Annotated in this window: 27 protein-coding genes; 5 read left to right on the forward strand and 22 right to left on the reverse strand. The window is 34.2% G+C overall.

What is annotated here, in order from left to right; all coding sequences use genetic code 11:
- Positions 1-16: 16 nt before the first annotated feature.
- The 6 genes from OZP06_RS15210 to OZP06_RS15235 are packed head-to-tail and all read right to left on the reverse strand — an operon-like array spanning position 17 to position 7,101.
- The gene (locus OZP06_RS15210) at positions 17-646 is read right to left on the reverse strand and encodes an FKBP-type peptidyl-prolyl cis-trans isomerase (RefSeq protein WP_269222613.1); all 630 of its coding nucleotides are present in this window, start codon (positions 644-646) and stop codon (positions 17-19) included.
- A 24-nt stretch (positions 647-670) separates the two neighbouring features.
- Positions 671-2,953 carry a carbamoyltransferase HypF gene (gene hypF, locus OZP06_RS15215; protein WP_281323932.1) on the reverse strand — a complete coding sequence of 761 codons (2,283 nt, stop codon included), beginning with the start codon at positions 2,951-2,953 and terminating at the stop codon, positions 671-673.
- On the reverse strand, positions 2,943-3,473 hold the full coding sequence (locus OZP06_RS15220) for a hydrogenase maturation protease (protein ID WP_269222616.1): 531 nt from the start codon (positions 3,471-3,473) through the stop codon (positions 2,943-2,945). Before OZP06_RS15220 ends, hypF begins: the two co-directional genes overlap by 11 nt.
- Complete coding sequence (gene cybH, locus OZP06_RS15225) at positions 3,470-4,201, reverse strand: Ni/Fe-hydrogenase, b-type cytochrome subunit (RefSeq protein WP_281323933.1); 732 nt, start codon at positions 4,199-4,201, stop codon at positions 3,470-3,472. The genes OZP06_RS15220 and cybH overlap by 4 nt, the downstream gene beginning before the upstream one ends.
- Positions 4,202-4,222: 21 nt before the next feature.
- Positions 4,223-5,959, reverse strand: a complete 1,737-nt coding sequence (locus tag OZP06_RS15230) for a nickel-dependent hydrogenase large subunit (RefSeq protein WP_269222618.1) — start codon at positions 5,957-5,959, stop codon at positions 4,223-4,225.
- 20 nt (positions 5,960-5,979) lie between these two features.
- Positions 5,980-7,101, reverse strand: a complete 1,122-nt coding sequence (locus OZP06_RS15235; protein WP_281239887.1) for a hydrogenase small subunit — start codon at positions 7,099-7,101, stop codon at positions 5,980-5,982.
- Between the two features lie 136 nt (positions 7,102-7,237).
- Between OZP06_RS15235 and OZP06_RS15240 the strand changes: the two genes are divergently transcribed.
- From OZP06_RS15240 to hypE, 4 genes are read left to right on the forward strand one after another with little or no spacing between them, the layout of a single operon-like run.
- Positions 7,238-7,582, forward strand: coding sequence for a hydrogenase maturation nickel metallochaperone HypA (locus OZP06_RS15240; protein WP_269222620.1), 345 nt, complete (start codon positions 7,238-7,240; stop codon positions 7,580-7,582).
- 5 nt (positions 7,583-7,587) lie between these two features.
- Positions 7,588-8,424 (forward strand): hydrogenase nickel incorporation protein HypB, encoded by an 837-nt coding sequence (gene hypB / locus OZP06_RS15245; protein ID WP_281323934.1) that lies wholly within the window; start codon positions 7,588-7,590, stop codon positions 8,422-8,424.
- 4 nt (positions 8,425-8,428) lie between these two features.
- Entirely contained in the window at positions 8,429-8,665 is a 237-nt protein-coding gene (locus OZP06_RS15250) for a HypC/HybG/HupF family hydrogenase formation chaperone (RefSeq protein WP_269222623.1), read from the forward strand.
- Between the two features lie 10 nt (positions 8,666-8,675).
- Positions 8,676-9,686, forward strand: coding sequence for a hydrogenase expression/formation protein HypE (hypE, locus tag OZP06_RS15255; RefSeq protein WP_281323935.1), 1,011 nt, complete (start codon positions 8,676-8,678; stop codon positions 9,684-9,686).
- A gap of 290 nt (positions 9,687-9,976) precedes the next feature.
- Here the strand turns inward: hypE and OZP06_RS15260 are convergent, their stop codons facing one another.
- The 16 genes from OZP06_RS15260 to OZP06_RS15335 all read right to left on the reverse strand — a co-directional run bounded on the left by OZP06_RS15260 (position 9,977) and on the right by OZP06_RS15335 (position 24,515).
- A complete protein-coding gene (locus OZP06_RS15260) occupies positions 9,977-10,927 on the reverse strand; it encodes an NmrA/HSCARG family protein (protein ID WP_269222625.1) in 951 nt (316 codons plus the stop codon).
- A 157-nt stretch (positions 10,928-11,084) separates the two neighbouring features.
- Positions 11,085-11,384 carry a PAAR domain-containing protein gene (locus tag OZP06_RS15265; RefSeq protein ID WP_269222626.1) on the reverse strand — a complete coding sequence of 100 codons (300 nt, stop codon included), beginning with the start codon at positions 11,382-11,384 and terminating at the stop codon, positions 11,085-11,087.
- Between the two features lie 5 nt (positions 11,385-11,389).
- Complete coding sequence (locus OZP06_RS15270; protein WP_269222627.1) at positions 11,390-11,632, reverse strand: hypothetical protein; 243 nt, start codon at positions 11,630-11,632, stop codon at positions 11,390-11,392.
- A 43-nt stretch (positions 11,633-11,675) separates the two neighbouring features.
- Positions 11,676-12,572, reverse strand: a complete 897-nt coding sequence (locus OZP06_RS15275; protein ID WP_281323936.1) for an IS982 family transposase — start codon at positions 12,570-12,572, stop codon at positions 11,676-11,678.
- A 74-nt stretch (positions 12,573-12,646) separates the two neighbouring features.
- Positions 12,647-14,119 carry a type VI secretion system tip protein VgrG gene (gene vgrG, locus OZP06_RS15280; RefSeq protein ID WP_281323937.1) on the reverse strand — a complete coding sequence of 491 codons (1,473 nt, stop codon included), beginning with the start codon at positions 14,117-14,119 and terminating at the stop codon, positions 12,647-12,649.
- A 91-nt stretch (positions 14,120-14,210) separates the two neighbouring features.
- The gene (locus tag OZP06_RS15285) at positions 14,211-14,672 is read right to left on the reverse strand and encodes a phage tail protein (protein ID WP_269222630.1); all 462 of its coding nucleotides are present in this window, start codon (positions 14,670-14,672) and stop codon (positions 14,211-14,213) included.
- Positions 14,665-15,129: a phage tail protein gene (locus OZP06_RS15290; RefSeq protein ID WP_269222631.1), complete on the reverse strand. Its 465-nt coding sequence runs from the start codon at positions 15,127-15,129 to the stop codon at positions 14,665-14,667. Before OZP06_RS15290 ends, OZP06_RS15285 begins: the two co-directional genes overlap by 8 nt.
- A 40-nt stretch (positions 15,130-15,169) precedes the next feature.
- Positions 15,170-16,747, reverse strand: a complete 1,578-nt coding sequence (locus OZP06_RS15295; RefSeq protein ID WP_269222632.1) for a phage tail sheath C-terminal domain-containing protein — start codon at positions 16,745-16,747, stop codon at positions 15,170-15,172.
- 165 nt (positions 16,748-16,912) lie between these two features.
- Complete coding sequence (locus tag OZP06_RS15300) at positions 16,913-17,377, reverse strand: Mpo1-like protein (protein WP_269222633.1); 465 nt, start codon at positions 17,375-17,377, stop codon at positions 16,913-16,915.
- Between the two features lie 54 nt (positions 17,378-17,431).
- Positions 17,432-17,938, reverse strand: a complete 507-nt coding sequence (locus tag OZP06_RS15305; RefSeq protein WP_269222634.1) for a GNAT family N-acetyltransferase — start codon at positions 17,936-17,938, stop codon at positions 17,432-17,434.
- Positions 17,939-18,084: 146 nt separating this feature from the next.
- Positions 18,085-18,660, reverse strand: coding sequence for a DJ-1/PfpI family protein (locus OZP06_RS15310; RefSeq protein WP_281323938.1), 576 nt, complete (start codon positions 18,658-18,660; stop codon positions 18,085-18,087).
- Positions 18,661-18,882: 222 nt separating this feature from the next.
- Positions 18,883-19,437 carry a hypothetical protein gene (locus OZP06_RS15315; protein ID WP_269222636.1) on the reverse strand — a complete coding sequence of 185 codons (555 nt, stop codon included), beginning with the start codon at positions 19,435-19,437 and terminating at the stop codon, positions 18,883-18,885.
- 170 nt (positions 19,438-19,607) lie between these two features.
- Positions 19,608-21,467 carry a U32 family peptidase gene (locus tag OZP06_RS15320; protein WP_269222637.1) on the reverse strand — a complete coding sequence of 620 codons (1,860 nt, stop codon included), beginning with the start codon at positions 21,465-21,467 and terminating at the stop codon, positions 19,608-19,610.
- A gap of 216 nt (positions 21,468-21,683) precedes the next feature.
- A complete protein-coding gene (gene blaOXA / locus OZP06_RS15325) occupies positions 21,684-22,493 on the reverse strand; it encodes a class D beta-lactamase (RefSeq protein WP_269222638.1) in 810 nt (269 codons plus the stop codon).
- A gap of 45 nt (positions 22,494-22,538) precedes the next feature.
- A complete protein-coding gene (locus tag OZP06_RS15330) occupies positions 22,539-23,585 on the reverse strand; it encodes a serine hydrolase domain-containing protein (protein ID WP_269222639.1) in 1,047 nt (348 codons plus the stop codon).
- Positions 23,586-23,933: 348 nt separating this feature from the next.
- On the reverse strand, positions 23,934-24,515 hold the full coding sequence (locus OZP06_RS15335) for a hypothetical protein (protein WP_269222640.1): 582 nt from the start codon (positions 24,513-24,515) through the stop codon (positions 23,934-23,936).
- A 362-nt stretch (positions 24,516-24,877) separates the two neighbouring features.
- Here OZP06_RS15335 and OZP06_RS15340 point away from each other — a divergent pair, with 362 nt between their 5' ends.
- Positions 24,878-25,726: an NAD(P)H-hydrate dehydratase gene (locus tag OZP06_RS15340; RefSeq protein WP_269222641.1), complete on the forward strand. Its 849-nt coding sequence runs from the start codon at positions 24,878-24,880 to the stop codon at positions 25,724-25,726.
- Positions 25,727-25,848: the final 122 nt, after the last annotated feature.

The raw sequence follows: 25,848 nt of genomic DNA on the forward strand, positions 1-25,848 counted from the left end.
GTATTTCTAAATGCAATTAGTTCACAATTTCCAACAATTCAATCAGGTAAATTATTGTCGAATTGGGTTGTACCATTGGTTGCGCTCCAAATTCGCCATAAGCCAAATGATGCGGTATAAAAAGTTTCCAGCGGGAACCTACGGGCATCATCTGCAAAGCATCTTGCCATCCTAGAATGGTTTTGGACACTTCCAGTTCTACTGCTCCAGTATCTTGAGTAGAATCAAATAGGGTTCTGTCTATCAAAGAGCCTTCGTAGATTACCTTCACAATGCTGTTTTTGGTTGGAATTTCTCCGTCTCCATCTTTTATAATCTCATATTGCATGCCATTTGGAAGCGATATGATTCCTGATTTTTTGGCATTTTTTGCTAAGAAAGCCTGACCAAGTTCTGCATTTTTGTCTTTTAAATCTTCCTGTAACAAAACAACATAATTTTGAAAAATCTCGATTGCTCGTTTCTTAGATATTTTTGGTTCAGAATCATTGAATACCGATTTCATTCCTTCCACATAATCCTCATATTGTATTTCGTCAAATCCAATATCCTTAAGGCTTTGACCCATAATTACTCCAGCAGAGTAGGATATTTTATCCGATTCATCTGTTTTTTGTATTTCTCCTAATAATTCGTTGATGTTCATTTTTTTTAGTCTAAAAAGGTTAGCTTAGTTTTTTATATTTAGATAATAATTTAATTGGCCAAAAGAAATATTTTCATCATTGGGTGAAATAGTTTCATGTATGTGTAGGCAAAAATCTTTGGATAAATAGGTCCAAAGTAAATCAATAAGTAGTGCGTTTTGAAATACTCCTCCGCTGAAAGCTAATATATTACAATTATTTTGAATGGCAATTTTCTCAATTGACTTTATCAAGGTGTAATGAAAATTTAATGCAATCTCTGCAGCTTCTGTTTTTTTATTATTTTCTGATATTATTCTATCGAAAAGGAGTTTGGTGGGGATGCAATTATTTAAGAATTCAATATTTTCAAGATAATCCACTACAGCATTTTTGTTTTTAGAAAATTGTTTTTGTGCTATTTTCTCCAAAAACAGTGAAGCTTCCCCTTCATAACTTACAGCTTTTTTAAAACCTAAAATAAAACTCACTGCATCGAATAATCGCCCCATGGAAGACGTTTTAATTTCAGAATTCTGGATACTTCTAGAATAGACATTCCATTCGTTGTTGTCAAAATATTTCTTTAAAACAGGATTCGCTTCCGAAATAGATAACGCTGAAATCTTTGGATTTTTGGACATTTTATCACCTAAAATCCAAGGGAAGTAATCTAAATGTCCAATTCTTTCCATTTTTTTGTTTTGGTAAGTGAAAAATTCTCCTCCCCAAATTTCATTTTCTGTGCCATAGCCAGTTCCATCCCAAATGATACCCATTATTTTGTCGGGTGAATCCCATAAATTTTTCTCTCCAAGTAGGGCCGAAAAATGTGCTTTGTGATGCTGAACATCTTGAAAATGAATGTTGTTTTTTGAATTTATGAATGTTTTAGAATGTCTTGAACTTTCATATTTTGGATGCTTATCTATCAATATTACCTCTGGCCTAAAATTGAATATTTCGAAATAATTTTCGATTGTTTTTTCAAACTTCAAAAAGGTATCATAGTTAGCCAAATCACCAATGTATTCACTGACGTAACAATTATTATTGGGCAAAACTGTAATTGTGTTTTTTAAGTCTCCTCCCAAACACAGTATTTTTTGATTGCTATTTGGTGTTTTAAAATTCATGACATTTGGCGCAAAACCACGTGAACGACGTAAAATTATTTTTTTCGAATATTTTTCAGAAAATTTCACCACCGAATCATCTTGTGCATGTTGTATTTCAAGTGAATTATGGAGAAAATAATCAGCTATATTTCGCAATGATTCTATTGCTTCTATTTTTGTTGAACAAATAGGCGAGCCATGAAAATTCCCGCTTGTTGCTATAATTGGTTTCTCGAAATTTTCGGTTACTAACTTTAAAGTACCTGAATTTGGAAGCAAAGCACCAATGGTTTCTAGATTGGGAGCAATTTCATTTAGAGCCAAATCCAACCCGTTTTTTAATGTTAAAATCACAATTGGAGCTTCCACTGATTTCAATTCGTCTTCTTCTATTTTATTTGTGTTTAGGTATTTTTTTATGGTTTCAGTGTCTTTGAACAAAACGGCAAACGGTTTTGAAACTCTTTTTTTTCTAATTCGTAATTCCTGCACCGCTTTTTCATTGGTTGCATCACAAATTAACAAATAGCCAGCGGTGTTTTTTAGAGCAATAATTTTACCTAGTTCTAGTTTTTTGCTAATGATTTTAAATATTTCGGTATTTTCTTTCGATAGAATTTCTCCCGTATTTGTACTCATTTCTAGCGTAATACCACAATTTGGACACGAATTTGTCTGTGAATGAAATCGCGTATAGAGGTTATTTTTATATTCATTGTCACACTCAGGACACATTCTAAAATCATGCATTGCTGTGTTTTCCCTTTCAAATGGAAATTTTTTTGTTATGGTATATCTTGGTCCACATTGAGTGCAGGTCGTAAAAGGGTAATGATATCTTCGGTTTTTGGTGTCCAGCATTTCCTTAGAACAATTGTGGCAAATTGCAAAATCTGGAGTGAGTGGCAAATCGATTTCTAAGTTGGGTTCTGTTGGTTTTATAAAAAAAGAAGAATAGGTTTCATTAGAAACTATTTCTTCTATTCGAATTGAACTTATCTTGGCACCAATTGGTTTCTGAATTGATATTTGTTTGTAGAACGTATCAATATCGTTTGGATCTGCATTGGCAAGTATAAAAACCCCAAATTCATTATTAGTAACAAAACCTTTTATATTATATTTTGTTGCCAAATTATATATAAAAGGTCTGAAGCCTACTCCCTGAACTCTTCCGGAAATGTAAATAGCAGAAATATTAGTGTTCAATTAAAAGGTTATTTTTTGTTTTTAATTCATTTAATAGCAGTAGCACTTTAGTTTTTACTACGTTCAATGCCTCTTTCACTTTTGGCGAAAGCTCCGTAACCATTGGGTCCATGCAATCAATTGAGACTGTGTACAGGTAAATTTCGGGCATTCTGTCAAACAACGTCAGAATTTCGACCATGTCTTTCAATCCGAAATTATGTCCGCTTAGCGCTAATGGAAAATCATTTGAAAATTTAGGTTTCAAAAGCGTTACGGTTCCTGCTTCTTTTCCGTCCATGGTGGCATCAACAATAATGGCAATGGGATGGCTTTCTAGATAAGGAACCAGCAAGAATCCGCCTGTTCCTCCATCAATGATTGTAATGTTTTCGGGATATTCGGATGCATCCAAATTATTTACAAAATGAACACCTACACCTTCATCTCCCATTAAATAATTGCCTATTCCTAGAATTAGGATTTCATTATTATTGTTATGGAATTCATCCAATTTATGCGGAAATAATTCATCTCTCATAATTGTTTTTTTTCTTCTTCAATTTCTTCTTCAATTTCTTTTTTGGTTCTTTCGGATCGAACAAATTTATAACCACTTACCATAGCCGATGATTCTCCTCGTCCTTCCAACCAATCGTGGAATAATACCAAATAGATGTGAACAGCCGAGAATAATATGAAGGTCCACATCGTAGCATGATGAATTACTCTTGTATTTGTGTCACCTCCCATAAATTCGGGAACCCATTTGAATAATCGAGGAAGAAACCATGTCGCATTATCGGCATACAATCCAAAACCCGTAAAGACCATTATCAATGCCATAAAAAACATGACAAGGTAGGACGCAGCCGCAACATCATTATGTCCCGTATGCACATTTTTGTCGTTATGAACTTCTTCATTCAAAAGAAAAATATCATGTTTGATAGTGTGCCAAAAACTAGCAGCTCTATTTTTATTAAAAGGGAAAAATACTTTCCAATTGGAATATTTATTTCCAACAAAAGCCCAATAGACTCTCATTATTAATAAAGCAAACATTATATAAGCACTCATAAAATGAATTTTTCGGATGTATCCAAACCAAAATTGAGCCGATGCTTCTTTGGAGGAAATGATTCCAGGAGGATGCGCAATTAGTAACCCTGTAATAATTAATACCACTATTGCAATGGCATTACCCCAATGAAATACCCTAACTGGAAGTTGCCAAACGTAGGCTCTTTTATAATCTTGTACTGTCATAATAAAGATTTTTTGAGGTTTTTATTTACTACAGACAGAAATATCATTTACTTCTTTGATGATGTCTCCTTTTTCGTCATACAAATGCACCGCACAAGCAATACATGGGTCGAAAGAATGAAGCGTTCGGATGATTTCTAATGGGAGCTCCGGATTAGCAACAGGAGTGTTTAATAAAGCACTTTCGTAAGGCGATCTTTGTCCTTTTGGATCTCGAGGAGAGGCATTCCAAGTAGATGGAACCACTTGTTGGTAATTGTCTGTTTTCCCATCTTTGATTACGATCCAATGGCTTAATGCACCTCTTGGAGCTTCAACCAATCCAACTCCTTTTGCTTCGGATGGCCAAGTAGAAGTTTCCCATTTTTCCATATTGGACATTCTAGTATCCCCATTTTTGATGTTGCTTATCAAAGTATTAAAGAATTCCAAATTCCAATTGGCGACTAATTGTGTTTCCAAAGCTCTAGCGGCTGTTCTTCCTAATGTGGAGAAAAGAGCTGCTGCAGGCACTTGAAGTTTAGACAGTGTTGCGTCAACAATTTCTTTGTATTCAGGTCTTCCCGATGCATAACCAATTAGCGTTCTCGCCAAAGGGCCTACTTCCATGGCATGGCCTTTCCATCTTGGCGTTTTAATGAAACTGTATTTTTTGTCTACATCCAAATGGGTATAGGGTGGTTTTGGTCCGGAGTAATTGATTTTGGTTTCACCTTTCCAAGGATGAAGACCTGCATTTCCATCGCCTTCATAATCGTACCATGAATTATTTACATATTCTTCAACGGTTTTTAAATCCCTTAAATCAAGATTATGAACTTTTGTTAAATCTTTATTTAGAATTACACCCGATGGGAATTTGAAAGTATTGGTATTGGTGTTGTTGTATCCTTGCATTGGAAAATCGCCAAAACTCATAAAATTGTGGAATCCACCAATGGCTCCCCAATCTTTGTAGAAACCCGCAATTGCCAATACATCTGGAATGTAAACTTGCTCCACGAAATTTTTTCCTTGAATTAGTAATTTTTCAACCATAGCCAATCGCTCCGCATTGAGTCCACTGGCATCGTCAAGGTTGATAGCGCAGGCCATTCCTCCCACTAAAAAGTTAGGATGAGGATTTTTACCTCCAAAAATAGCATGAACTTTTACAATCTCTTTTTGCCATTCCAAAGCTTCAAGATAATGGGCTGTTGCCATAAGATTTGCTTCTGGCGGGAGTTTCATTTGGGGATGCCCCCAATAGCCATTAGCAAAGATTCCCAATTGACCACTTGCAACAAATTTTTTCAGTCTTTTTTGCAAATCCGAGAAATAACCTGGGGAACTTTTGGGCCAATTTGAAATGCTTTGAGCCAATTGTGACGTTTTTACAGGATCAGCACTTAAGCCACTTACCACATCCACCCAATCAAAAGCATGAAGATGGTAAAAGTGAACAACGTGATCGTGTATGTATAATGACCCAAGCATGATGTTTCGAACCATTTCTGCATTTGGCGGTACCTTTACTCCTAAAGCATCTTCAACAGCTCTAACCGATGCTGTGGCATGAACTGCGGTACAAACACCACAAGTTCTTTGCACAAATGCCCAAACATCTTTTGGATTTCTTCCTTTTACTATATTTTCAAGACCTCTTACCATTGTTGAAGAAACAAAAGCTTCTTGTATAGTTCCATCTGAGATTTCTACTTCGGCTCTTAAATGTCCTTCAATTCTGGTGATTGGGTCGACTACGATTCTTTCTGCCATTTTGTTCTATTTTTGGTTTGTTAATCTTCAATGTTTGATTCAACGTCTATTCCGTCTTTAATTCTTCTTTCTAATTCTTTCCTTTTCGCAATATTAGAAATGGTTCCATGTATCAAAGCGCCACCAACTACGGCACCCAAAGCTACTTTTCCAATTGTATCGGCATCGGCTTCAATTGCACCTCCCATTGCTAAATCTCTCGAATAGAAACTTCCTGCATCCCAGAATCCTTTGGCGCTACAACCAAGACATCCGTGACCCGATTGTATAGGGTAACTTACGCCTCCGTTCCATTTGATGTTGCCACAGGCATTATAGGTAGTTGGTCCTTTGCAACCCACTTTGTATAAGCAATAGCCTTTTTTTGCATTCTCGTCATCGAAATTTTCTACAAATAAGCCGGCATCAAAATAAGGTCTTCTATAGCAGCTGTCATGTACTCTTTTGGAATAGAAAGCTTTTGGTCTTCCTGCGTCATCAAGTTCTGGAAGTCTGTCAAAAGTGACAACGTGTACAATAATACCAGCCATAACTTCACCTATTGGAGGGCAACCAGGTACATTGATTATCGGTTTATCTGTTATAATTTTATCAATGGATACAGCACCAGTTGGATTTGGTTTAGCAGCTTGAACGCAGCCAGATGTTGCACAACTTCCCCATGCAATAATTGCTTTTGCTCCAGCAGCAGCTTCTTTTAAAATTTCTACCGCACTTCTTCCACCAATACAACAATAATTACCGTCGTCACCCAAAGGAATTGATCCTTCGACACAAAGGATATATTCTCCTTTATATTTCTCCATGGTTGCTTTTTTGGCAGCTTCTGCTTGATGTCCCGATGCGGCCATTAATGTTAAGGTATAGTCAAGAGAAATTTTATCTAAAATAATATCCGCCACGATAGGGTGGTCTGAGCGTATAAACGATTCGCTACAGCACGTACATTCCTGAAAGTGTTCCCATATTACAGGGAGTCTTGGTTTAGTCGATAAGGATTTTGCAATTTGTCCTAATGTAGAAGATTCTACTCCCATATAAGCACCAATGAAGGCCACAAATTTTAAAAAATCCCTTCGGTTGTATCCCTGTCTCTGAATACTTTCATAATAGGTTTCGTTTTTTTTAATTTCTTGACTCATAACATTTAATTTATTTGTTAATAAATTGTAAATCAAACAAATATACAACGTTTTCGTATGTTGATTTATGATAATTATCATATTTTTGATGCTATATTTGTAGTTATTTTGTAGGTAATGCTAAAATATCGTAATTATGCACGAGCTGTCTGTTGTGACATCCATTATAAAAACATCCGAAAAAGAAATTACAGATAAAAACGAAAGAGTTTTGGAAATTTTTTTAGAAATTGGTAAGCTTTCCGGGATAGAAATAGCTTCTTTAAATTTTATTTGGGAATTGGCAACGAAAGGAACGGTTTTGCAAGATTCAAAAGTCACCATTACTCAACCCGAAGGAAAAGCCAAATGCTTGGATTGCGATTTTGAATATCATTTAGAAAAAATATATGATTCTTGTACCAAATGCAATAGTCCCTTTAAAAGTATTATTTCGGGAAAAGAATTTAAAATCAATAAATTAGTAATCTCAAATAGATAATGGATATGTGTGTAACTTGTGGGTGTAATCCTGATGATAACCAGGTGAAAATTATAGACGTAAACAATAAAAAGGCACAGACTTCTCACGTTCATTCGCATGAGCATAATCATGGGCATGATCACGAACATACTCATGATCATGAACATACGCATGATCACGATCACGATCATGTGCATCTTCATTATGAAACCAAAGAAATTGATTTAGAAAAAGAAATTTTACATAAAAATGATTTATTGGCGGAGCGAAACAGAGGCTATTTTGATGCTAAAAATATTTTTTCTATAAATTTGGTAAGTTCCCCTGGTTCTGGAAAGACCTCTCTTTTGGAAAGAACCATTGCTGATCTGAAAAAAGAAATAGTTTTCTCCGTAATTGAAGGTGATCAGCAAACTACCAATGATGCCGATAGAATCGCTGCACTTGAAGTTCCCGTAATACAAATCAATACAGGTAAAGGTTGTCATTTGGATAGTGATATGATTTCAAAAGCCGTCAAAGAATTAGCTCCAGTGGATCATTCGATTTTGATGATTGAAAATGTTGGAAATTTAGTATGTCCATCTATGTTTGATTTAGGAGAAAATACTCGAGCGGTAATTATTTCGGTTACCGAAGGGGAAGACAAACCGATTAAATATCCAGATATGTTTTATGGTTCTCAAATATGCATCATTAACAAAATTGATTTACTTCCTTATTTGAAATTTGATATCGAAAAATTGAAAAATTATGCCAAACAGGTAAATCCTCATCTTACCTTTTTTGAAGTTTCAGCTTATACAGGAGAAGGTTTAGAAGGTTGGTATGACTTTTTAAAAAAATCAATAATAAACTAAAGATATGTGCCTAGCAATTCCTGGTAAATTAGAAAAAATAACACAAGAAATTGACGAAACTTTCAGAATAGGAAGTGTCTCCTTTGATGGTGTTGTGAAAGAAGTAAATTTGACATTGGTTCCCGAAGCCAAGATAGGAGATTATTTGTTAGTTCATGTTGGAGCTGCCATTGCAATCATAAATGAAGAAGAAGCCAAAATCACCATGGAAGTTCTGAAACAAATGGGCGAAGAAATTTAATTTTAGTACAATGCAAGAATCTCAGGAAAAAATCAATTTACATCACGGAAGCGGGGGAGAGCACACTACTAGATTGCTAAATGAAGTAATTTTTAAGTATTTGGATAATCCAATATTAAATGTGCGACATGATGGTGCTTTCCTTGATATACAAGGCAAATTGGCTTTTACAACCGATAGTTATGTCGTGCATCCGATATTTTTTAAAGGAGGAAATATAGGCGAATTGGCGGTAAATGGTACCGTAAACGATTTGTCCATGTGTGGCGCAATTCCAAAATACCTTTCCTTGGCATTTATTATTGAAGAAGGTTTTGGAATGGATGAGTTCACAGCAATTATAAAGTCAATCAGAGAAACTGCCGACAAAGCAGGAGTCTCAATTGTTACTGGCGACACAAAAGTGGTTGAGAGAGGCAAAGGAGATAAAATCTACATCAATACTGCAGGGGTTGGAGTTTTGCATAAAAATGCAAATATTAGTATTAAAAGAATCCAAGCAGGGGATTCTATTATCATCAATATGCCGATAGCTTCTCATGGAATGGCGATTATGTCTGAAAGGGAAGGGCTGCAATTTGAAAGTGAAATCCTCAGTGATACCAGTAACCTGAACAAGTTTGTAGAAACATTAATGGACAATTGTGGTAATGAAATCCATTTTCTTAGAGACGCCACACGTGGAGGATTGGCCTCTGTTTTACATGAAATTACCACCGAAAGCAAACTTGGAATGCTTTTGAAAGACGATGCTATTAGTGTTGATAAGCAAGTAAAAAGCGCTTGCGAAATTTTAGGATTAGACCCACTTTACGTTGCCAATGAAGGAGTATTTGTGTGCATTGCAAGCAAAGGTTTTGAAACTGAAATTATACAAATTTTAGAAAGTATGGGCCAAAAACCATCCGTAATTGGAGTTGTTACCAACGATGAAAAAGCCAAAATCATTCTAGAGAGTTCTTTTGGAGGAAAAAGAGTGGTGAGTCCACTTATTGGGGAGCAGTTGCCTAGAATTTGCTGAGTTATTCAATCTAAGAAAGAAAAAAGATATGTGATTATGAAACGAACTGCCCCCAATTTTTGTTGGTCTGTTTTTCAAAGTTAATCTATAACCCGTTTGGTGAAATTCAAATAAAATAAAAATTTAACCACATAGAATCATAGATTAATGCTAAATAGGCTAAGAATAAATAGAAATATCACTATTTCTCACATAGAATAGCTATGTGAATAGTAAAACGTCTATTTCTTTCTTTTAAAAATTATAAATTCTATGTTTCTATGTGGTAAAAAATAATTTCACCTAACGGGTTAATCTATAGGAATTTTTGAAGTATTATTGGTAAGCCATGCATCAAAGTTTTGAAGTTCAGGGTTCAATTCTTTTGCAAAAATTTCATTCCGTGCTCCATTAAAATCATCATTAAAATCTCTTTTAAACTGAAACATATTTCCCAAATCATCAGCTCCTGGAAATCCAAAATTGCGATATACTTCGGGACTTACAGGATTAAAAAGGACATGTATGTTCAATGCATTTGAGAGTTTTTCAGCCATTTCATATCCGCTTAATTTTTCTCCAGCAATACCGATCGTTTTTCCAATTAATTCATTTCCCTTTTTGAAAATTCCATAAGCAGATTTACCAATATCTTCCGCAGCAATTCCCGCTAGCTTTTTGTCATCCATTGGGAAAGCAATATAGTAATTCCCGTCTTCACCTTTTTGAGGACCCATACCAAAATGGATGAAATTATCCCAATAAAAAGAAGTTCTTAAAAAAGTAGTAGGCAAATCGGCCTCTCTAAAAAAATGATCGGCTTCTCCTTTTCCATCAAAGTGAGGAACTTTGTATTTTTCCTGTAAAGTAGGCATTCTGTCATCGTCTAATTTCATCCAGTTTCGGGTGTCTTCCAATGTTGACCAAATGATATGTTTAAGATGGGATTCTCTTGCCGCTTCAATAAAATTTCGCACTTCTTGTAGTTCTTTGTCTACCGAGAAATGTTCCCAGAAAAACGTAACAAAATAAGCACCATAAGCGCCTTTTAGAGCATTTTTAATACTTTGTATATCATCAATATTAGCTTCGACAACTTCAGCCCCTAATTCAATAAACGATTTAGCTTTTTCAGAATTAAAATCTCTTGTCACCACTCTTACTGTAAATTCACTATTTGTATCGGCCAAAATTGCTCTGGCCAATCCTCCACCTTGTGCTCCTGTAGCACCAAATACGGTGATTATCTTTTTGGTTTCCATTTTTATTTATTTTGTTTTATTAGGAATATAAAATTAATAAAAATGTTTTAAATATTTGATTATTAGTAAGTTGTATTTTATTTGGGTATGATTTATATGGTACTAAGTTTTATAAAATGCTATGGAACTCTGTTGTTATTAATGATGGTTAAAATTTTTATCCTCCAATCATTACGTTAAAAGCTCCCAATAGTATTGATCCACCGTGTGCTGTTTGATCACCTATTCTTGCTGCTGGCATTCCGCCAATCATTACTGTTGCCGATCCTTTAACAATTGAATCTGGTGGGCCAACACAAACTAGCATATCACCAACTCTTGCGGCGGGTAATCCAGCTATTAATACGGTTGGTTCTCCTGGGCCAACGATTGGACCACCGACATGCGGAATAGGAGGTAAGCCTGGAGTTACCATTGGGCATTCGTGAAAATCTGTAAGTCTTGCTGCTGCTGGCATATTGTCTAGTTTATCATTACCATTGCGCCTTTCAGCGTTAATTCCATTCCTCCTGATACTTCCGCCATTTGTTCACCATGAGCGGCGTATTGCATAGCTGCTGATTCTTTTATATTCAACCCTTTTGTTTCAACATCACCGCCATTGGATTCAATTTCAATCCCTTGAGTTCCTTTGATGGTTACTTTTTCCTGAGCTGAAATGTTTATGCTTTTTGGACTCGACATATCGATGCCGCTACTGGACATTACGATGCTATTTTGGTTTTGATCCTTAATAACCTGAACTCGATTAATAAAACACCGCTAATTGGTTAGTTTTAACTGTTTCATATTTCAACGAAGGTTTTTTTGGTAGAAAGTTATAAGCAATAATTCCAGCAATAAGATTTGATAGAAAGTTAGTAAATGAGCGATGTCTAGAATGTTCAACTTGGCAAATATTTTTAAGTTCATCGTTAACTGTTTCGATTATTGAACGTTTACGAAGTAAAATTTTATCACTCATTTCCATCAAATTATTTTTCATATTATTGCGAATACTTGTAATTAATTGGATTCCATCAACAAATAATAATTGGGAGAGTTTTTCGCTTATATACCCCTTATCGCCAAATAACTTTCCAAATACAGCATTCAAAAAACCCTCATTTTTCAGTGGTTCTCTATCATCAACATTAGCTTGAGTTACAGCAAAGCTTAATAATTCTCCTTTGTCATTAATAATTATATGGAGCTTAAACCCATGAAACCAACCCATTGTAGATTTTCCTGTAGTCGCAGTGCCTTTGAACACTTTATTTCTACTGATTCTTTTGTTTTTACAAATTCTTATTGGTGTTGAGTCTACAAATGAAATTCCGGTGCAATTGCCTAAACAACAAGTTTTTGCAAAAATAGTCATTGGTAAAAGAACACTTTGCATCAGTTCTAAAAAACGATTATAAGAAACTGTGTTTGGAAACTCATCTTGCATATGCTTTTGAACATAAAAAATATAATAGTGCTTGAAACAACGAAAACCGCTCAAATGAAAAAGCAAATAAATTGTAATTACTTCAGATTTTGACATAATTGAAGGACGCTTGGAAGGCTTTCCTAACAGAAAAGGTTGTGTTGTTTTGTCAAAATCTTTACAAAACTCATCAACAATAGAGAAAATATCAGTAATTTTATCGAAACAAATCATAAGGTAGAATTTAGTTAAATATTTAATTGTCAGAGATTTAAATATACTAAATTTTGCCTTTTTGTGCAATGTTTTCAACCTAAATTATTAATCGAGTTCAGGTTAATAGTAATTTGTTTGTCTTTGTCACTAATAATTATGGTGTTTTTACTGGGTGTAGCCACTGTCCAAATTTTATTTTCATCATCAAATTCAATTGAAATTCCAGATTTGGAAACGATGGCTTTTATTGAATTTTTTTCATTGGGTTCTAATCCAGTAAAAGGTTTTATTTTCGAATTACTGTACAAGCTTCCCAAAATCACAGGAAAACGGGGATCTTCATTTAAAAAACCAAGAATCACTTCGTCGCCCACTTCTGGTAAAAAAAAGGCTCCAGCTCCACTAGTGGAATAAAAATTGGAAAGTCTAGCCCAGATACCCGCTCCGTTTGCATCAAATACGGGAACATCTACGAGAATTCTATATTGAGAATCAGGATCGCCAAATAGTTGTTTGACTATTCCGTTCAAAAGGCCTCGAGCTCCAGGCAAAAGGCCAGATGCTGGTGGTGCCATCACATCGGGTTCTTCTGTAAACCAATTGGGAGAAAGACCAAGATTTACTGTCGAAAGCCAATTGCCTTCTGATAGTTCATGAATCACGCCAGAGATGAGGTAATCGCCATTAAAACGATCTCCAAGCCCATCAAAAGTCATACATTTTCCTGGGTCAATTAAACTCGTACCTTGAAATTTGGCTTCACCCATTATTTTAGAATATTCGTTTTTTACAATTTGTGCTTTGGACCAATTGTTTAAATCCTTGGTTTCTAATGGTGCCGAGGTTTGTAATTGATAGGCAGAAAGACCAATGACTTCAGAAAGTTTTTTTGTAGATAGATTGCCGGCTCCAGCTTCATTTGGAGTCGCTTGACCATTTAGTATTGCTTGATTTTTAAAATCCCAAGAATTAGAAGTTACATTTTCAAGTTGAGTAATGGAATTCAGTTTTGCATTAAATTCCATCAAGCCATCCCCATAAGTAACTTTCAAAACAGATGAGGTATTGCTGTCTGGTGTATTAACAGCAACTTTCCCGTTTATTGTTGTTACAATTAATCCATTTGCTTCGGCAAGAGCCAAAATATAGTCCCAATCGGTTACATAATATTGAACCTGTTCGGGCCAAATTGTATTTGTAGCCGTTACATCAGCAGACAATTCGGGATAGTTTTCTATAATATTTGAAATAATTTCACTGTCTTTTTTATTGTTGTAGGTAGTGCTTTTTCGCCCCACAATCATTTTAACTGCAGGATCTCGACATTCAACTTCTAATGCTGAACCCACTATATTGTCAATGCGAATCGATTGGCTTGTAATTATTCCATTAAAAATCAATTCATTTTTTGAATCATATCCTGCTTCAATACTAATTGTGGCACCAGGCAGAAATGTAGCTGATGAGCTAGCATCAAATGTTCCAGTATTGGGCTCTCCATCCAGAATTACTATTTTGGCAATTGGGATTCGGTTTACTTTTTTTTCAACATGTACGGATAGCACAGATAGTACATCAGGTATTGCACTTCCGTTAATTTTTATACAATAGGTTGCAATTGAACCACTTGATATTTAGTTTGTTGTACTCATTATTTTAGGTAAAAAGATTAGTAGTTGTAATTGGAGAAATTTCAAAATTGGTATAGGCCAGCTCTAATGATTCTATAGCGATATCACTTAACTGTGTATTCAAGTCAGAAACAGCATATTTTACAGGAAAAGCGTTATGAAAAGTCCATTGCATGATTGTTTGATCGTTTGCATTGACTAAACTTAATGTCACATTTTCGGGTTGAATCGGACTGGACAATCCTTGATTAATGCAACTTTCACACCAATTCACTAATAAGGAATCAGGTGGTACAATAGCTCTCCTGAGAACTAAATTTTCGCTACTGGAAACAGTTGGCAAGCGGTATTTAAACTGATTTTCACCATCACTTGCAACTTCTTCAATGCTGAATTCTTTTGAAATACCCGAAACTTCTTGAAAAGCAATATCTTGATCTTTAAAAGTAAGTTTAAAATAAAATCCTATTGGAGTATCATTATCCATTTGAAATAATTAATTGTTCATGTGCAATTTCTATGGTTTCAACAGCTACTTCATTTCCGTCTGATTTTAAGTTGGTGCTGGTAATTTTTGTGGGCCACGCGTTGTTTAATGTCCATTGCATAGTTACATTTCCACTTTCGTCCAACAATTTTATTACAATCGTTCTTCTTTTGATTGTATTCATTACAATTTGCTGATGCCAATCCCAAAAAGTATTGTCATTCACAAAGATGCCTCGCTTCATAGTAATATTTCCGTATTTGGTAATGCCCGGCATTTTTTCTACAGAAAATAAAGGACTATTAGTACTTCGATATTCTATTATTTGGTTTTCTACATCCATTCCAGATACTTCCTGAAAGGCTACTTTTGTAAGTTCTGTTCCAAAGTCAACTTCAAACCTAAATTTTGGCATTGGCCATGTTCCGCCTTCTATGCTACCATCATCTGTTGCCATATTATTTATTTTTTCAAATTAAAATTCACTCGTTAGTTAATTAACTGGGGATTGCCATTTGTTGTTGGAATGTTAAGACAATGAATTCGGCTGGATGAACAACAGTAACTTTTACGGTAACAGTCATAAATCCGTTAAGGATATCCTCACTCGTCATTGTTGATCCCAAACCGCATGCCACTGAAAAGGCATCGGATGCACTAGCACCTTGCAGTCCGCCTTGTTTCCATACCTCTGTTAAAAAGTTTGTTATCATTGATTTTACAGCTTCCCAAGTATTTTTGTCATTCGGTTGAAATACATAAGCCTGAGCAGCTAATTTGCAAGACTGCTCAAGAAAAATCATTGTTCTTTGTACAGGAATATATTTCCAGTCTTGACTATTCCCATCTAGAGTTCTAGCTCCCCAAACCAAAATACCAAGTCCATTGAATGATCGAATGGCATTTATGGATTTTCCTGAAACAGCATCTATATTTAAATTACCCTGTTGACTCTCTGAAATGGAAATAGGCAATGACACAGCTCCAACGATAGAAGTGTTTGCGGGTGCTTCCCAAGGTCCTACCTGATTGTCAATTGTAGTGATTAAACCTGCCATTGCACCACTTGGAGGAAGAATATTGGCATCATTTAATACATGTTTTATTATCAAGGAATAGATTGGGCTCGCAATTATTAGAGCATTATTGTTTTGGGTAACCGTCAAACCACTCTCCGGATTTTGGATGTTTGCAATAATTGTGTTGATGCTTGGATTGGGATTACTCGCAGGATTAATAATGGCTTCTAATTGTTTTATGTCTCCACCAAATAAGTTGGTATAATCAATGTCCTGATTTTGCATGATGGTTGTTCCAATAAAAGGATAATAAACCATTCCGTAATTCAGTCCAATCGAACCCGTATTCATTCTAAAATTTGAAATATCTTCTGTGTATAAAATGGGATCGGGATTGTTACCTCCAATCACATCAAAAATACACATCGCAGTTTGCATTGTTACGCATTGCTGGAGCATATTTTGTATGAGTGTTGCGTTGTTCTCAATGCTTAATAAGGTTGCTTCCGGACAGATGTAAAATGTGGGTTCAGGTTCGTTTTTCAATAAAGCAAGTCCCGACAATAAGTCATTGAGTTGCACATTTGGATTTACAATTGTTGTGTCTGATGTTATTGCCTTTTTGGAAGGAGGACCATACGAACCAACTGAAACAATATAAGCATCGCCACCGCCATTTTCATAAAACAGCTTTACACTATTGTACAAATAATAAAGAGTATTGGAATCTGGAACTATAGAATAATAAGAACCATTAATCAATATAGAATCTCCCTTTGTGGGTTGGCTATTTTGTTGCACTAAATAATATTCGGGACTGTATTGTTTAGCAGGACTAGCAGGAAACGGAGGGTCTGGAAAACAAAAACAGGCCTGAAATTCTGAAAACGAAGTGATTCTTACTGGTATATTTTTATAAGATTTTCCTTCGTATAGTGCTTGCGGTGTGTAACCAATAAATGCTGGCACAGCAGTTGCAACTGCTACAACTGAATTTGGAAAAGCATTTAATTCTTGTATATAAACACCTGGTTTTTCGATTTTGGATGATTTCATTGACATTTAAATATTAATCATTATTGTTCTACAAAAACAAAAAACCAAGATTAGAGTTGCTTATAAATAGTGCAATCTAAAAATAAGTATTGCAAGTAGCTTTAAGTAAAAGTAGTTCTTTTTTTATTGTAAGACTATAATGAATAAAATAATAATATCAGTCCATTATTTTTTAGAAAATAAATTTTGCGCCACCCAAGCAGGACCAATCATCAAGAATTGTATGTCTTTTAGGAACGAAGGTTTTTTGCCTTCAATATTATGTCCATAAAATTGTCCAATCCAAGCAATAATGAAAACGCCAATTGAGAAAGCCCAAAGTGGCACAAACTGTCCGATGTAATGATTTAGAATCAAGCAAAGAAAAGAGAAAATGATAATCTTGATAGCCATAGGAACTGACAATCTGATGTAAAATATAGAAACAAATAGCAAAGCTACAAATCCCCAGTTTTCAATGATAGGTTGGTTTAAATGAAAAATAGAATTCAAAAATCCACTCGGAATACTCATCAATAAACCCAATACTGAAAAGAAAATAGCAGGAACACAGATATAGTGTATGGCCTTATTTTTTGGGTTTTGGTGGCTTACTGCGTATTCTTCAAACCATTGATCTAATGTCTTCATAATTGATATTTTTTTTACTAATTTATAAAATAATAGACAATAGAGATAAAATTGTTACAGTATTTTTTCTAAAACTATAAATTCCAATGCTTCTTTGGAAATGATTGCATCAGTATCATTAAGCGGAAATGGTTCTCTTACTCCCGTGTCCTCGTAACCATGGCGTTTGTACCATTCAATTAATTCTTTCCTGATGGAAATTACGGTCATTACAATTTTAGGCAAACCCATAGATAAAGCATGAACTTCGGCTTCTTTTAGTAATATTTTTCCAATACCGCTATTTTGTAATTCTGGTGAAACGGTTAGCATCCCCAAATAGAGTTTGGATTTTTTATTGACCAGTAAAACAGATCCTATGATTTGATTGTTTTTTGTGTATTTTAAAATGCTATTGCTTTTGTTTTGAATAACTTCTGACAATTCATCTAAAGCAATTCTTTTTCCCGTTAAAAGGTTTGCTTCTGTGGTCCAACCTTGTTTTGAAGTTTCTCCACGGTAGGCAGAATTGATTAATTTTTCTAAAGAAATTACATCTTCTAGTGTTGCTGTTGTAATCATAAAATTAATTGTAATCTTGTATTGGTATAAAAAGGTAATGATTTTCAAAGGTGAAAAAAACTACAACAAAATTACTTCTTGTTATAGTTATTGAATTGTTTTACTTAAATCTAAACTTTAAGGGAATGCCTTATTTTGATGTGAAATTAAATTTCAATTTTGGTCCCCATAATTTTAAGAAATTCTCTTATAAAACTCGGATGAGCTGGCCAAGCAGGGGAGGTGACTAAGTTTCCATCAACAAATGCTCCATCAACAGGAATAGATTGGAATTCTCCACCAGCCAATGTTACTTCTGGTCCTACTGCAGGATAAGCGGTTAATTTTCGACCTTTGACAACTCCAGCAGCGGTTAAAATCTGAATACCGTGGCAAATGGCAGCAACGGGTTTATTGGTGGTAAAAAAATGCTTTGTTATTTCAAGTACTTTTTCGTTCAATCTCAAATACTCGGGAGCTCTTCCTCCTGCAATAACTAGTCCACCGTATTCTTCTACTTTTACATCATCAAAACTATAATTTAGAGCAAAATTGTGACCTGGTTTTTCGGTATACGTTTGGTCGCCTTCAAAATCATGAATTGCTGTTTTTACAGTGTCTCCCTTTTTTTTATTGGGGCAAACAGTATGAACAGTATATCCTACCATTTCTAGCATTTGAAACGGAACCATAGTTTCATAATCTTCGGTGAAATCGCCTGTTAAGAACAATACTTTTTTCATTTTTATTTTCATTTTTAAATTAATACCAGTTTTTTATTAAGCCATCTTTGTCAAAGTTTTGAACTTTGACAAAGATTAAATAAGCTGAATTTGATTTTTATGTTTTATAAAGTTATGAAAAAGGTTTTGTAAAATTGATTTTCAGTGCGGTAGATTTAATAGGTATCAATAATTTCTTTCCTACTTTGGTGCAGGGGTCGTAGCAGGTGTTAGAACTGTTGTCTAATTAGTTGTTGGAACCGTTACAGTATAATTTGAAGCTGCTGGTGGCGGTGTAGGTTTAGCGGCGGCTACTGGAGAATTTAGTGGAGATCCAACAGGAATGTCACAACGGTGTCCTGGTTGCCCGTGTGGGGGATTCATACCTTTTGGAGTGGGAGTTGTAGTAGCTGAAGTTGTAGAAGGCATTACTGTTACAGTTGGTTTAGAAGTAACTTGAGTTGTTGATGGATTTGTTGTAGCAACTGGAGAATTCAATGGAGCTCCTACAGGAATATCGCAACGGTGACCTGGTTGACCGTGTGAAGGATTCATTCCTTTTGCAACAGTCACTGGAGCAGTCACGGTTTGTGTCTGAGTCGTTGTATTTTGAGCAGATGGGGCTGGGTATAGACTTTGACTTTGGTTTGGCTGTGGAGTTTTTAACGTTTGATTTTGCTGCTGATTGGCAACTTGATAAAAAGGAACAACTACTTTAGGAGCTTGGTTTTCAGCTTCATTTTTGCAGGAAATCAACACAAATGCTATAATGAATAGGGGAGTAAATAGATTTTTCATGTTTGGTTTTATTGTTTTGTTACAAATTTAGGATTTTAAATAATACCCCACTGAATTCAGTGTTCGTTATTTTTATGACGATTTACTCCAAAATTAAACATTAAAAAAACCACAAAATAAATAGCAATTTACTTTGTGGTTTTTGTATGTGAGTTTATAGAATTGAGACCTTAATCTTCTTCAATTTCAAATTCGGCGTCTTTTTCCCAAATTTCCATTTCGCAAGGTTTACAATTGAACTTCAGTTTATATTCCAGTTCTCCTTGTTTCAATACCAAAGGTTCTTTTAGTTTAGTTTCCATAGTGTCTTTGTGGTATTTTGGACATTTGGCCAACTCGTATTTGATGCAATATTTGGTGGTCATTACACGAGATTTCCCTGGATCCCATTGCAATTCGAAGGCTTTTTCGATTTCGGTTACACCATGGCGCTCATAAAACTTGCGTGCCAATTTGTTGGAAACATTGTACATGAAATCCAATTTTTCTTCAGGGTAAGGGTGAGACGTTTTTTCGATTTTGCGTTCTTCGCGTTTGTAGTTTTTCAAACGAGTTTCTGTTAGTTGCTCGTAAACCGTTCTGCGCATTTCATTGATTTTTGAAATGGGTAAAAACCAATTGTCTGAAAATTGAACATTTATTTCATCGGCTGTATAAGGCGTAAATCCTGTTTTGGCCAACTGTGTTTTGATATTTTCTTCGATGGATTGATTGTTTTTGGTTTGTTCTTTTGGATGAACCAATTGAACTGTACTCGTATTGCCATCTTCATCAGTGGCCAGCAGTTCAAAACCAGTTTCGTTTTCGAATAATAACAATGAAGTACTTATTTTTCGAACAGCACTATCCTCGCGTTCCACGATTTTTATAAAAGCAGCGTCATTGTTTCGGTAAATGAAAGTACCGTCTTTGATTTCTTTCAGAACATTAGGATAAGCAAGACCATTTTCAGATTTATTGACATAGATTCCTTCAGCTTCGTTATTTTCATTGATGTAGCACAAACCATCACCATTGTTTAATACGTTTCCATTTTCAATTTCGTACGCATTTCCAACAGTTCGGATTAATTTACCAATGTATTGCCCTTTGGATTTTGGACTTTCCCATGAACCAATAGTATCATGTCGCTCGTTAACAAAATAATCGGTATACCCGCGGTTAAAGGTACGGTTCAAAGCAGAGTCAAATGTAAAAGTACATTTTCCAGAAGAAGCTTTAGTGTATTTATCATTATCTTCCAAGAAAGCATCTAGTTTTTGTCTAAGGTACGAAACGTTATTTTTTACATAAACGATATCTTTCAAACGACCTTCGATTTTGAACGAACAAACACCCGCTTCAACTAAATTCGGAATTTCATTCGAAACATCAAAATCTTTTATAGAAAGTAAGTGTGTGCTTTTGATTAATGTTTCTCCATGACCATCAATTAAGTTGTAGGGTAAACGGCAGTTTTGAGCGCAAGAACCACGATTAGCAGAGCGTTCTCCATTAGCAACACTCATATAACAGTTTCCACTGAAAGAAACGCACAAAGCACCTGTTACAAAAAATTCCAGTTCGACATCAGTTGCGTCGCTGATTTCTTTGATTTGGTGTAAGTTTAATTCACGAGCCAAAACGACACGTTTGATTCCAGCATCGGCCAAGAATTTCATTTTGTCGGCATCTCTATTGTTGGCTTGCGTACTGGCATGTAAGATGATAGGAGGCAAGTCCATTTCCATAATGGCCATATCCTGAATGATAAGGGCATCAACTCCTATGTCATATAATTTCCAAATTAACTGTCGACAAGTTTCCAATTCGTTATCATAAAGAATGGTATTGATAACTACAAAAACGGGAACATTGTATAAATGGGCATATTGTACCAAGGCCGCAACATCTTCAATAGAGTTGGTGGCATTGGAACGTGCTCCAAATTGCGGAGCACCAACATATACGGCGTCAGCACCACTGTTGATTGCAGCTATACCGTGAATTAAATCTTTTGCAGGCGCTAATATTTCTACTTTCTTCTTCATCAGTTGATGATCATTTTATAATTTCTAATGGACTCTTGGATTGTTTTTCACAAAAAGCGTGCAAAGTTCTTATAATTATTCCAAGATTTCTAGCCTAAAAGGATTTATTTTAAAAAGTAGTTCATAAAACAGTTTTTTTTGATAGAAATAATAAATAATGAGAAACCTAAATTTAAAATTTTAGGTATTATTCTGTAGTTTAAATTTTATTGACTCTTAATTCATCAACTTCATTTTCCTAAATGCTTCTTTGGTTGCATTCATTCGAATAGCAGGAAAATTATCCATAGTTGCATTTTTCATTTCGACATTTGTAGCAAAAAAGTATACTGTATTTTGGGTTTCTAAATAACCCACAAACCAGCCATTATCCAATTCACCTCGCATACCCCAACCCGTTTTTCCACTTAAAGTATATCTTTCGGTTTTTTCTATTAACATAATATTTTTCATGATATTTTCAGTTCTTTTGGAAATGGGTAATTTAGAAAAATAAAGCCTTTCTAAAAAATCAATTTGCTGCATTTGTGAGAACTTTGATTTTCCTTGTAACCAAAAATTATTAAGAGTCAGGGTATCGAAAACCATTCCAGAATAATTTAATTTTTTTAAATAGGTTTTCATTCGCGTAACGCCAATTTTTCGAGCTATTTCTTGGTAACAAGGCACGCAAGAAACTTGAAAAGCTTGTTTGAAAGTCAAATCTTGTTCCCATTTTTTATTATTGCGTTTTTCTCCATCCCATTTAAAAATAACCGAATCGTTTGCTATTACTCCAGTTTCCAAAGCAATAATTGAATTTGGAATTTTAAAAGTAGAGGCTGGAATTATTCCTGTTTTTGCCCAAGCATAGTCATTCGAATAGTAAGTGTTGTTTTTTACATCATAAATTAAAATGGCTCCTTTTACTTTCAAACTGTCCAAGATAGTTCCAAATTCGGGTTTTTTAATTTCGTTCTTTTTTTGTGCTTGAACAGAAATGTTAACTAATAAAAATAAGTTTAAAAGTATAGCTATTTTTTTCATTTTATTTTTTTTTGAAGTATCAGTATTTGACGAATTAGCATTGGTTTATTTTATTTCCTGTCTTATAATTTTTAAAATTTCACTATGATAAAAGAATGTTTTTTTTAAATAGTTTGGTTCATAAACAATATTTTCTAAAATGATCAGACTTGTTTTTGTTTCAGGGAAATAAAAATTCATAGATACAAATCCTGGTGCAAAACCGGTTTGACCCAATTGTGTCATTTTATCTTTAGTATCTATAGTTATGCCATATCCATAATGGGTAATTCCAGACAATGGATGTTGTCTAATTGCACCTTCTTGTTTTGAAGTCATTATTTTAAAAGCAGCTGGTTTTAAAAGTTTGCCAGCTTGTAAGTTCTGATTCCAAATATTCAAATCGGTTGCGTTTGATACAAAAGAACCAGCCGCGGGTGCATTTCTGAAACTATTTTCTTCAAAAAGTAGCTCTCCGTTCTCTTGTTCAGAATATCCTTTTACCAAGTTTTTATATTCTTTATCATCGGGATGAAAAGTATTTTTCATTCCACATTTTTGAAATAATTCTTTTGATTGCATAGCAAAGGATTTTCCTGAAGTTCGTTCTGTGATTTTTGATAACAAATCATAACCTGTGTTGGAATAGGAATAATTAAATTGTGATCCAACTTTGAACGCTGTTGGTTTATCAAGTGCTACAATACCATGCATATGAGTTAATAAATGATGAATTGTAACGGTATCTGCCCATTTTTGCGTGAGTTCGGGTAAGTAGGTGTGTAAGGGTTCATTTAGTTTTAAATGTCCCTTTTCATATTCTTGTAGTACCAAAACCGCTGTAATTTGCTTGCTAATGGAGCCTATTACAAATTGGTTGTTGATTTGTAAAGGGGTTTTCTTTTCAAGGTCTGAATAACCAACAATTTTGGAATATTTGACTTTACCATTTTGCGAAATTAAAATAATTCCGTTGAAAGGTTTTGTTGTTTTACTTTCAATTAAGGAATCAATTTTTTTTTCGAAAGAATTTTTATTTTGTCCAAAGGAAAGACAACTCACAAATAGAATAATAAAAAAGATAAAATATTTGGTATTAAATTTATTATTCATTTAAAATGTATAATGTTTTTGATTTATAAGTTTTTGTAATTTAATCTAAATTGTTTTTTTAGGTCTTTTATATTTGCAATAAAATGATAAAAGTACTAAAAGTCTTCGGGTTTTAATAGTAGTGTTGTTGTTATTTTTATAGTTTATTTGAGATTCTTTTTTGCAGTTGGTTAAAAAGATGATTATCTGAAAAATGTTTCTTTAAAATTAATTCTACTCATTCTAAATTTAATTACATAAGTTCACTTCACTTTTCTTTCAAAAAAAATGCCCCAAAAAGTGTGTAACTTTTTGGGGCAGATTGAAAATTTGTAAATTCCTTTAAGCGTTAAACGGTTTGAAAGTTTATTATTGTTTGCTTTCTAAAATAGTTTTGTAGGTTTGGGTTTTCATTTCTACAAATGTATCCAAATAGGCTGTTTGGTAGACCACAAAATCAGAGGAATATTTCTTTTTATCCAATGAAGAAAATAAATTTAAACGTATTTTTTCTATTTGTTTGTAGAAATCTTTTTCATCCAATTGCATTAATGATTCATAGTCGAATTCCTCTTCATTTTTTGCGAAAGTATTTACAAACTCATTTTCTATTGCTCCTTTTCCTGTGAATTCTAATGATTTTCCAGGTTGTTTAGCGTCGATGCTTATTTTTAAATCATAACCATTGTTTAAGTAAATGCCGTTTGGAAAAAAACTCGTAAGGTTACTTATATAATATTTGTCACTTTTTACATTTAGAGTATCTTTCAATACTCCATCTTTGTCCGCTTTGATGACTTTTTTGAAATTTGGATTTTTATAGGATACGATTACTAACGAATCGACTACTTGATTTGATATTTTAACTTTGAGAGTGGCATAATTGCTAGTTTGGCTATAGGAAGAAAAAGCAAAAAGCATTGCAGCAACAATAGGTAATAATTTTTTCATTTAATTTTTATAATAGTATTAGTTTTTTGCAAAAATATTTTATTTCATTTTTTGCAATGTTAAACTAACAATAAATTACTATTAATATGTTTCGGTTTCTAAATAGTATTGAAAACAATAAGTATTCATAAAAAATGTGCTTAGAATTATTTCGAATATAGTACATCGTTTCGGTTTTTTTAAATTTTTATTTCTTTCAATTAAGTATCGATAAGTATTGTAAAAACAAACCTAGGTTTCTGAGGTTAATTTTAATGCAACTTTTGCCAATGAAAAATGTAATAAAACAATAATAAATTAGAATTTAGATTATTGAAATTTGAGTTTAAGAATTTCGTACTTTTAATAGAAATTATAAGCTGATGAATATTCCAATTCCGATTGATCGAAATGAAATTTTAAAAAGGTATAAACCCTTGGATAAATTCACACATAAAGGTATACAGGGACATGCTTTGATTATTGGTGGAAGCTATGGTAAGATTGGCTCTATAAGCTTATCGAGTAAAGCTGCATTGAAAACAGGTTGTGGTTTGGTAACCAGTTTTGTTCCTATGTGTGGTTATGAAATTCTACAAATTACCATTCCAGAAGTTATGGTAGTAACCGATGAGCACGAAAAATACCTGACAGATATTAGTATAGAGTTAGAGGTTGACGCCATAGGAATTGGCCCAGGAATGGGACAAAAAATGGCAACCCAAAAGGCCTTTCATGATTTTTTATCTAAAACTAGTTTGCCTTTGGTTATTGATGCTGATGCACTAAATATACTGTCTCATAATCCTTCTTGGGTAGCACTTTTGCCTCCAAGAACAATATTGACTCCGCATCCCAAAGAATTGGAACGCTTAATAGGAAAATGGTACACCGAAGAAGAGAAGTTTGGTAAAGCAGTAGTTTTTTCGTTGGTGAACCAAGTTATTATTGTGATGAAAGGAGCGCCTACCTACATTATTGACGGCGAAAATATTTATGAAAATACTACCGGAAACGCCGCTCTTGCCACTGCGGGAAGTGGAGATGTTTTGACGGGTATGATTACAAGTTTGCTAGCACAATCCTATAAACCTGTTGATGCTGCACTATTGGGTGTTTACCTACACGGTTTAACGGCAGATATCGCTTTGCCCGAAACAGGTTATCAATCTTTTATCGCTACGTCTATTCTTGAACATATTGGGAAAGCCTATTTGAGTTTGGAGGTTTAAGATTGTTTAAAATGTTTGGTTTTGGTGAATTTTAACAGTAAATCAAAAAATCTATATTCATATAATTTCGTCTACCACCTTTGTCAATGTTTAAAAATTTGACAAAGGTTAGAAATTCTAAA

This window comes from Flavobacterium sp. IMCC34518, assembly GCF_027111095.2.
GTDB lineage: Bacteria > Bacteroidota > Bacteroidia > Flavobacteriales > Flavobacteriaceae > Flavobacterium > Flavobacterium praedii.

Bases quoted from the DNA above. Each gene is read 5' to 3' on its own strand.
- OZP06_RS15210 (WP_269222613.1), bottom strand. From the start codon at position 646: ATGAACATCAACGAATTATTAGGAGAAATACAAAAAACAGATGAATCG.
- OZP06_RS15220 (WP_269222616.1), bottom strand. From the start codon at position 3,473: ATGAGAGATGAATTATTTCCGCATAAATTGGATGAATTCCATAACAAT.
- cybH (WP_281323933.1), bottom strand. From the start codon at position 4,201: ATGACAGTACAAGATTATAAAAGAGCCTACGTTTGGCAACTTCCAGTT.
- OZP06_RS15230 (WP_269222618.1), bottom strand. From the start codon at position 5,959: ATGGCAGAAAGAATCGTAGTCGACCCAATCACCAGAATTGAAGGACAT.
- OZP06_RS15235 (WP_281239887.1), bottom strand. From the start codon at position 7,101: ATGAGTCAAGAAATTAAAAAAAACGAAACCTATTATGAAAGTATTCAG.
- OZP06_RS15240 (WP_269222620.1), top strand. From the start codon at position 7,238: ATGCACGAGCTGTCTGTTGTGACATCCATTATAAAAACATCCGAAAAA.
- hypB (WP_281323934.1), top strand. From the start codon at position 7,588: ATGTGTGTAACTTGTGGGTGTAATCCTGATGATAACCAGGTGAAAATT.
- OZP06_RS15250 (WP_269222623.1), top strand. From the start codon at position 8,429: ATGTGCCTAGCAATTCCTGGTAAATTAGAAAAAATAACACAAGAAATT.
- hypE (WP_281323935.1), top strand. From the start codon at position 8,676: ATGCAAGAATCTCAGGAAAAAATCAATTTACATCACGGAAGCGGGGGA.
- OZP06_RS15260 (WP_269222625.1), bottom strand. From the start codon at position 10,927: ATGGAAACCAAAAAGATAATCACCGTATTTGGTGCTACAGGAGCACAA.
- OZP06_RS15265 (WP_269222626.1), bottom strand. From the start codon at position 11,384: ATGCCAGCAGCAGCAAGACTTACAGATTTTCACGAATGCCCAATGGTA.
- OZP06_RS15270 (WP_269222627.1), bottom strand. From the start codon at position 11,632: ATGTCCAGTAGCGGCATCGATATGTCGAGTCCAAAAAGCATAAACATT.
- OZP06_RS15275 (WP_281323936.1), bottom strand. From the start codon at position 12,572: ATGATTTGTTTCGATAAAATTACTGATATTTTCTCTATTGTTGATGAG.
- OZP06_RS15285 (WP_269222630.1), bottom strand. From the start codon at position 14,672: ATGGATAATGATACTCCAATAGGATTTTATTTTAAACTTACTTTTAAA.
- OZP06_RS15290 (WP_269222631.1), bottom strand. From the start codon at position 15,129: ATGGCAACAGATGATGGTAGCATAGAAGGCGGAACATGGCCAATGCCA.
- OZP06_RS15295 (WP_269222632.1), bottom strand. From the start codon at position 16,747: ATGAAATCATCCAAAATCGAAAAACCAGGTGTTTATATACAAGAATTA.
- OZP06_RS15300 (WP_269222633.1), bottom strand. From the start codon at position 17,377: ATGAAGACATTAGATCAATGGTTTGAAGAATACGCAGTAAGCCACCAA.
- OZP06_RS15305 (WP_269222634.1), bottom strand. From the start codon at position 17,938: ATGATTACAACAGCAACACTAGAAGATGTAATTTCTTTAGAAAAATTA.
- OZP06_RS15310 (WP_281323938.1), bottom strand. From the start codon at position 18,660: ATGAAAAAAGTATTGTTCTTAACAGGCGATTTCACCGAAGATTATGAA.
- OZP06_RS15315 (WP_269222636.1), bottom strand. From the start codon at position 19,437: ATGAAAAATCTATTTACTCCCCTATTCATTATAGCATTTGTGTTGATT.
- OZP06_RS15320 (WP_269222637.1), bottom strand. From the start codon at position 21,467: ATGAAGAAGAAAGTAGAAATATTAGCGCCTGCAAAAGATTTAATTCAC.
- blaOXA (WP_269222638.1), bottom strand. From the start codon at position 22,493: ATGAAAAAAATAGCTATACTTTTAAACTTATTTTTATTAGTTAACATT.
- OZP06_RS15330 (WP_269222639.1), bottom strand. From the start codon at position 23,585: ATGAATAATAAATTTAATACCAAATATTTTATCTTTTTTATTATTCTA.
- OZP06_RS15335 (WP_269222640.1), bottom strand. From the start codon at position 24,515: ATGAAAAAATTATTACCTATTGTTGCTGCAATGCTTTTTGCTTTTTCT.
- OZP06_RS15340 (WP_269222641.1), top strand. From the start codon at position 24,878: ATGAATATTCCAATTCCGATTGATCGAAATGAAATTTTAAAAAGGTAT.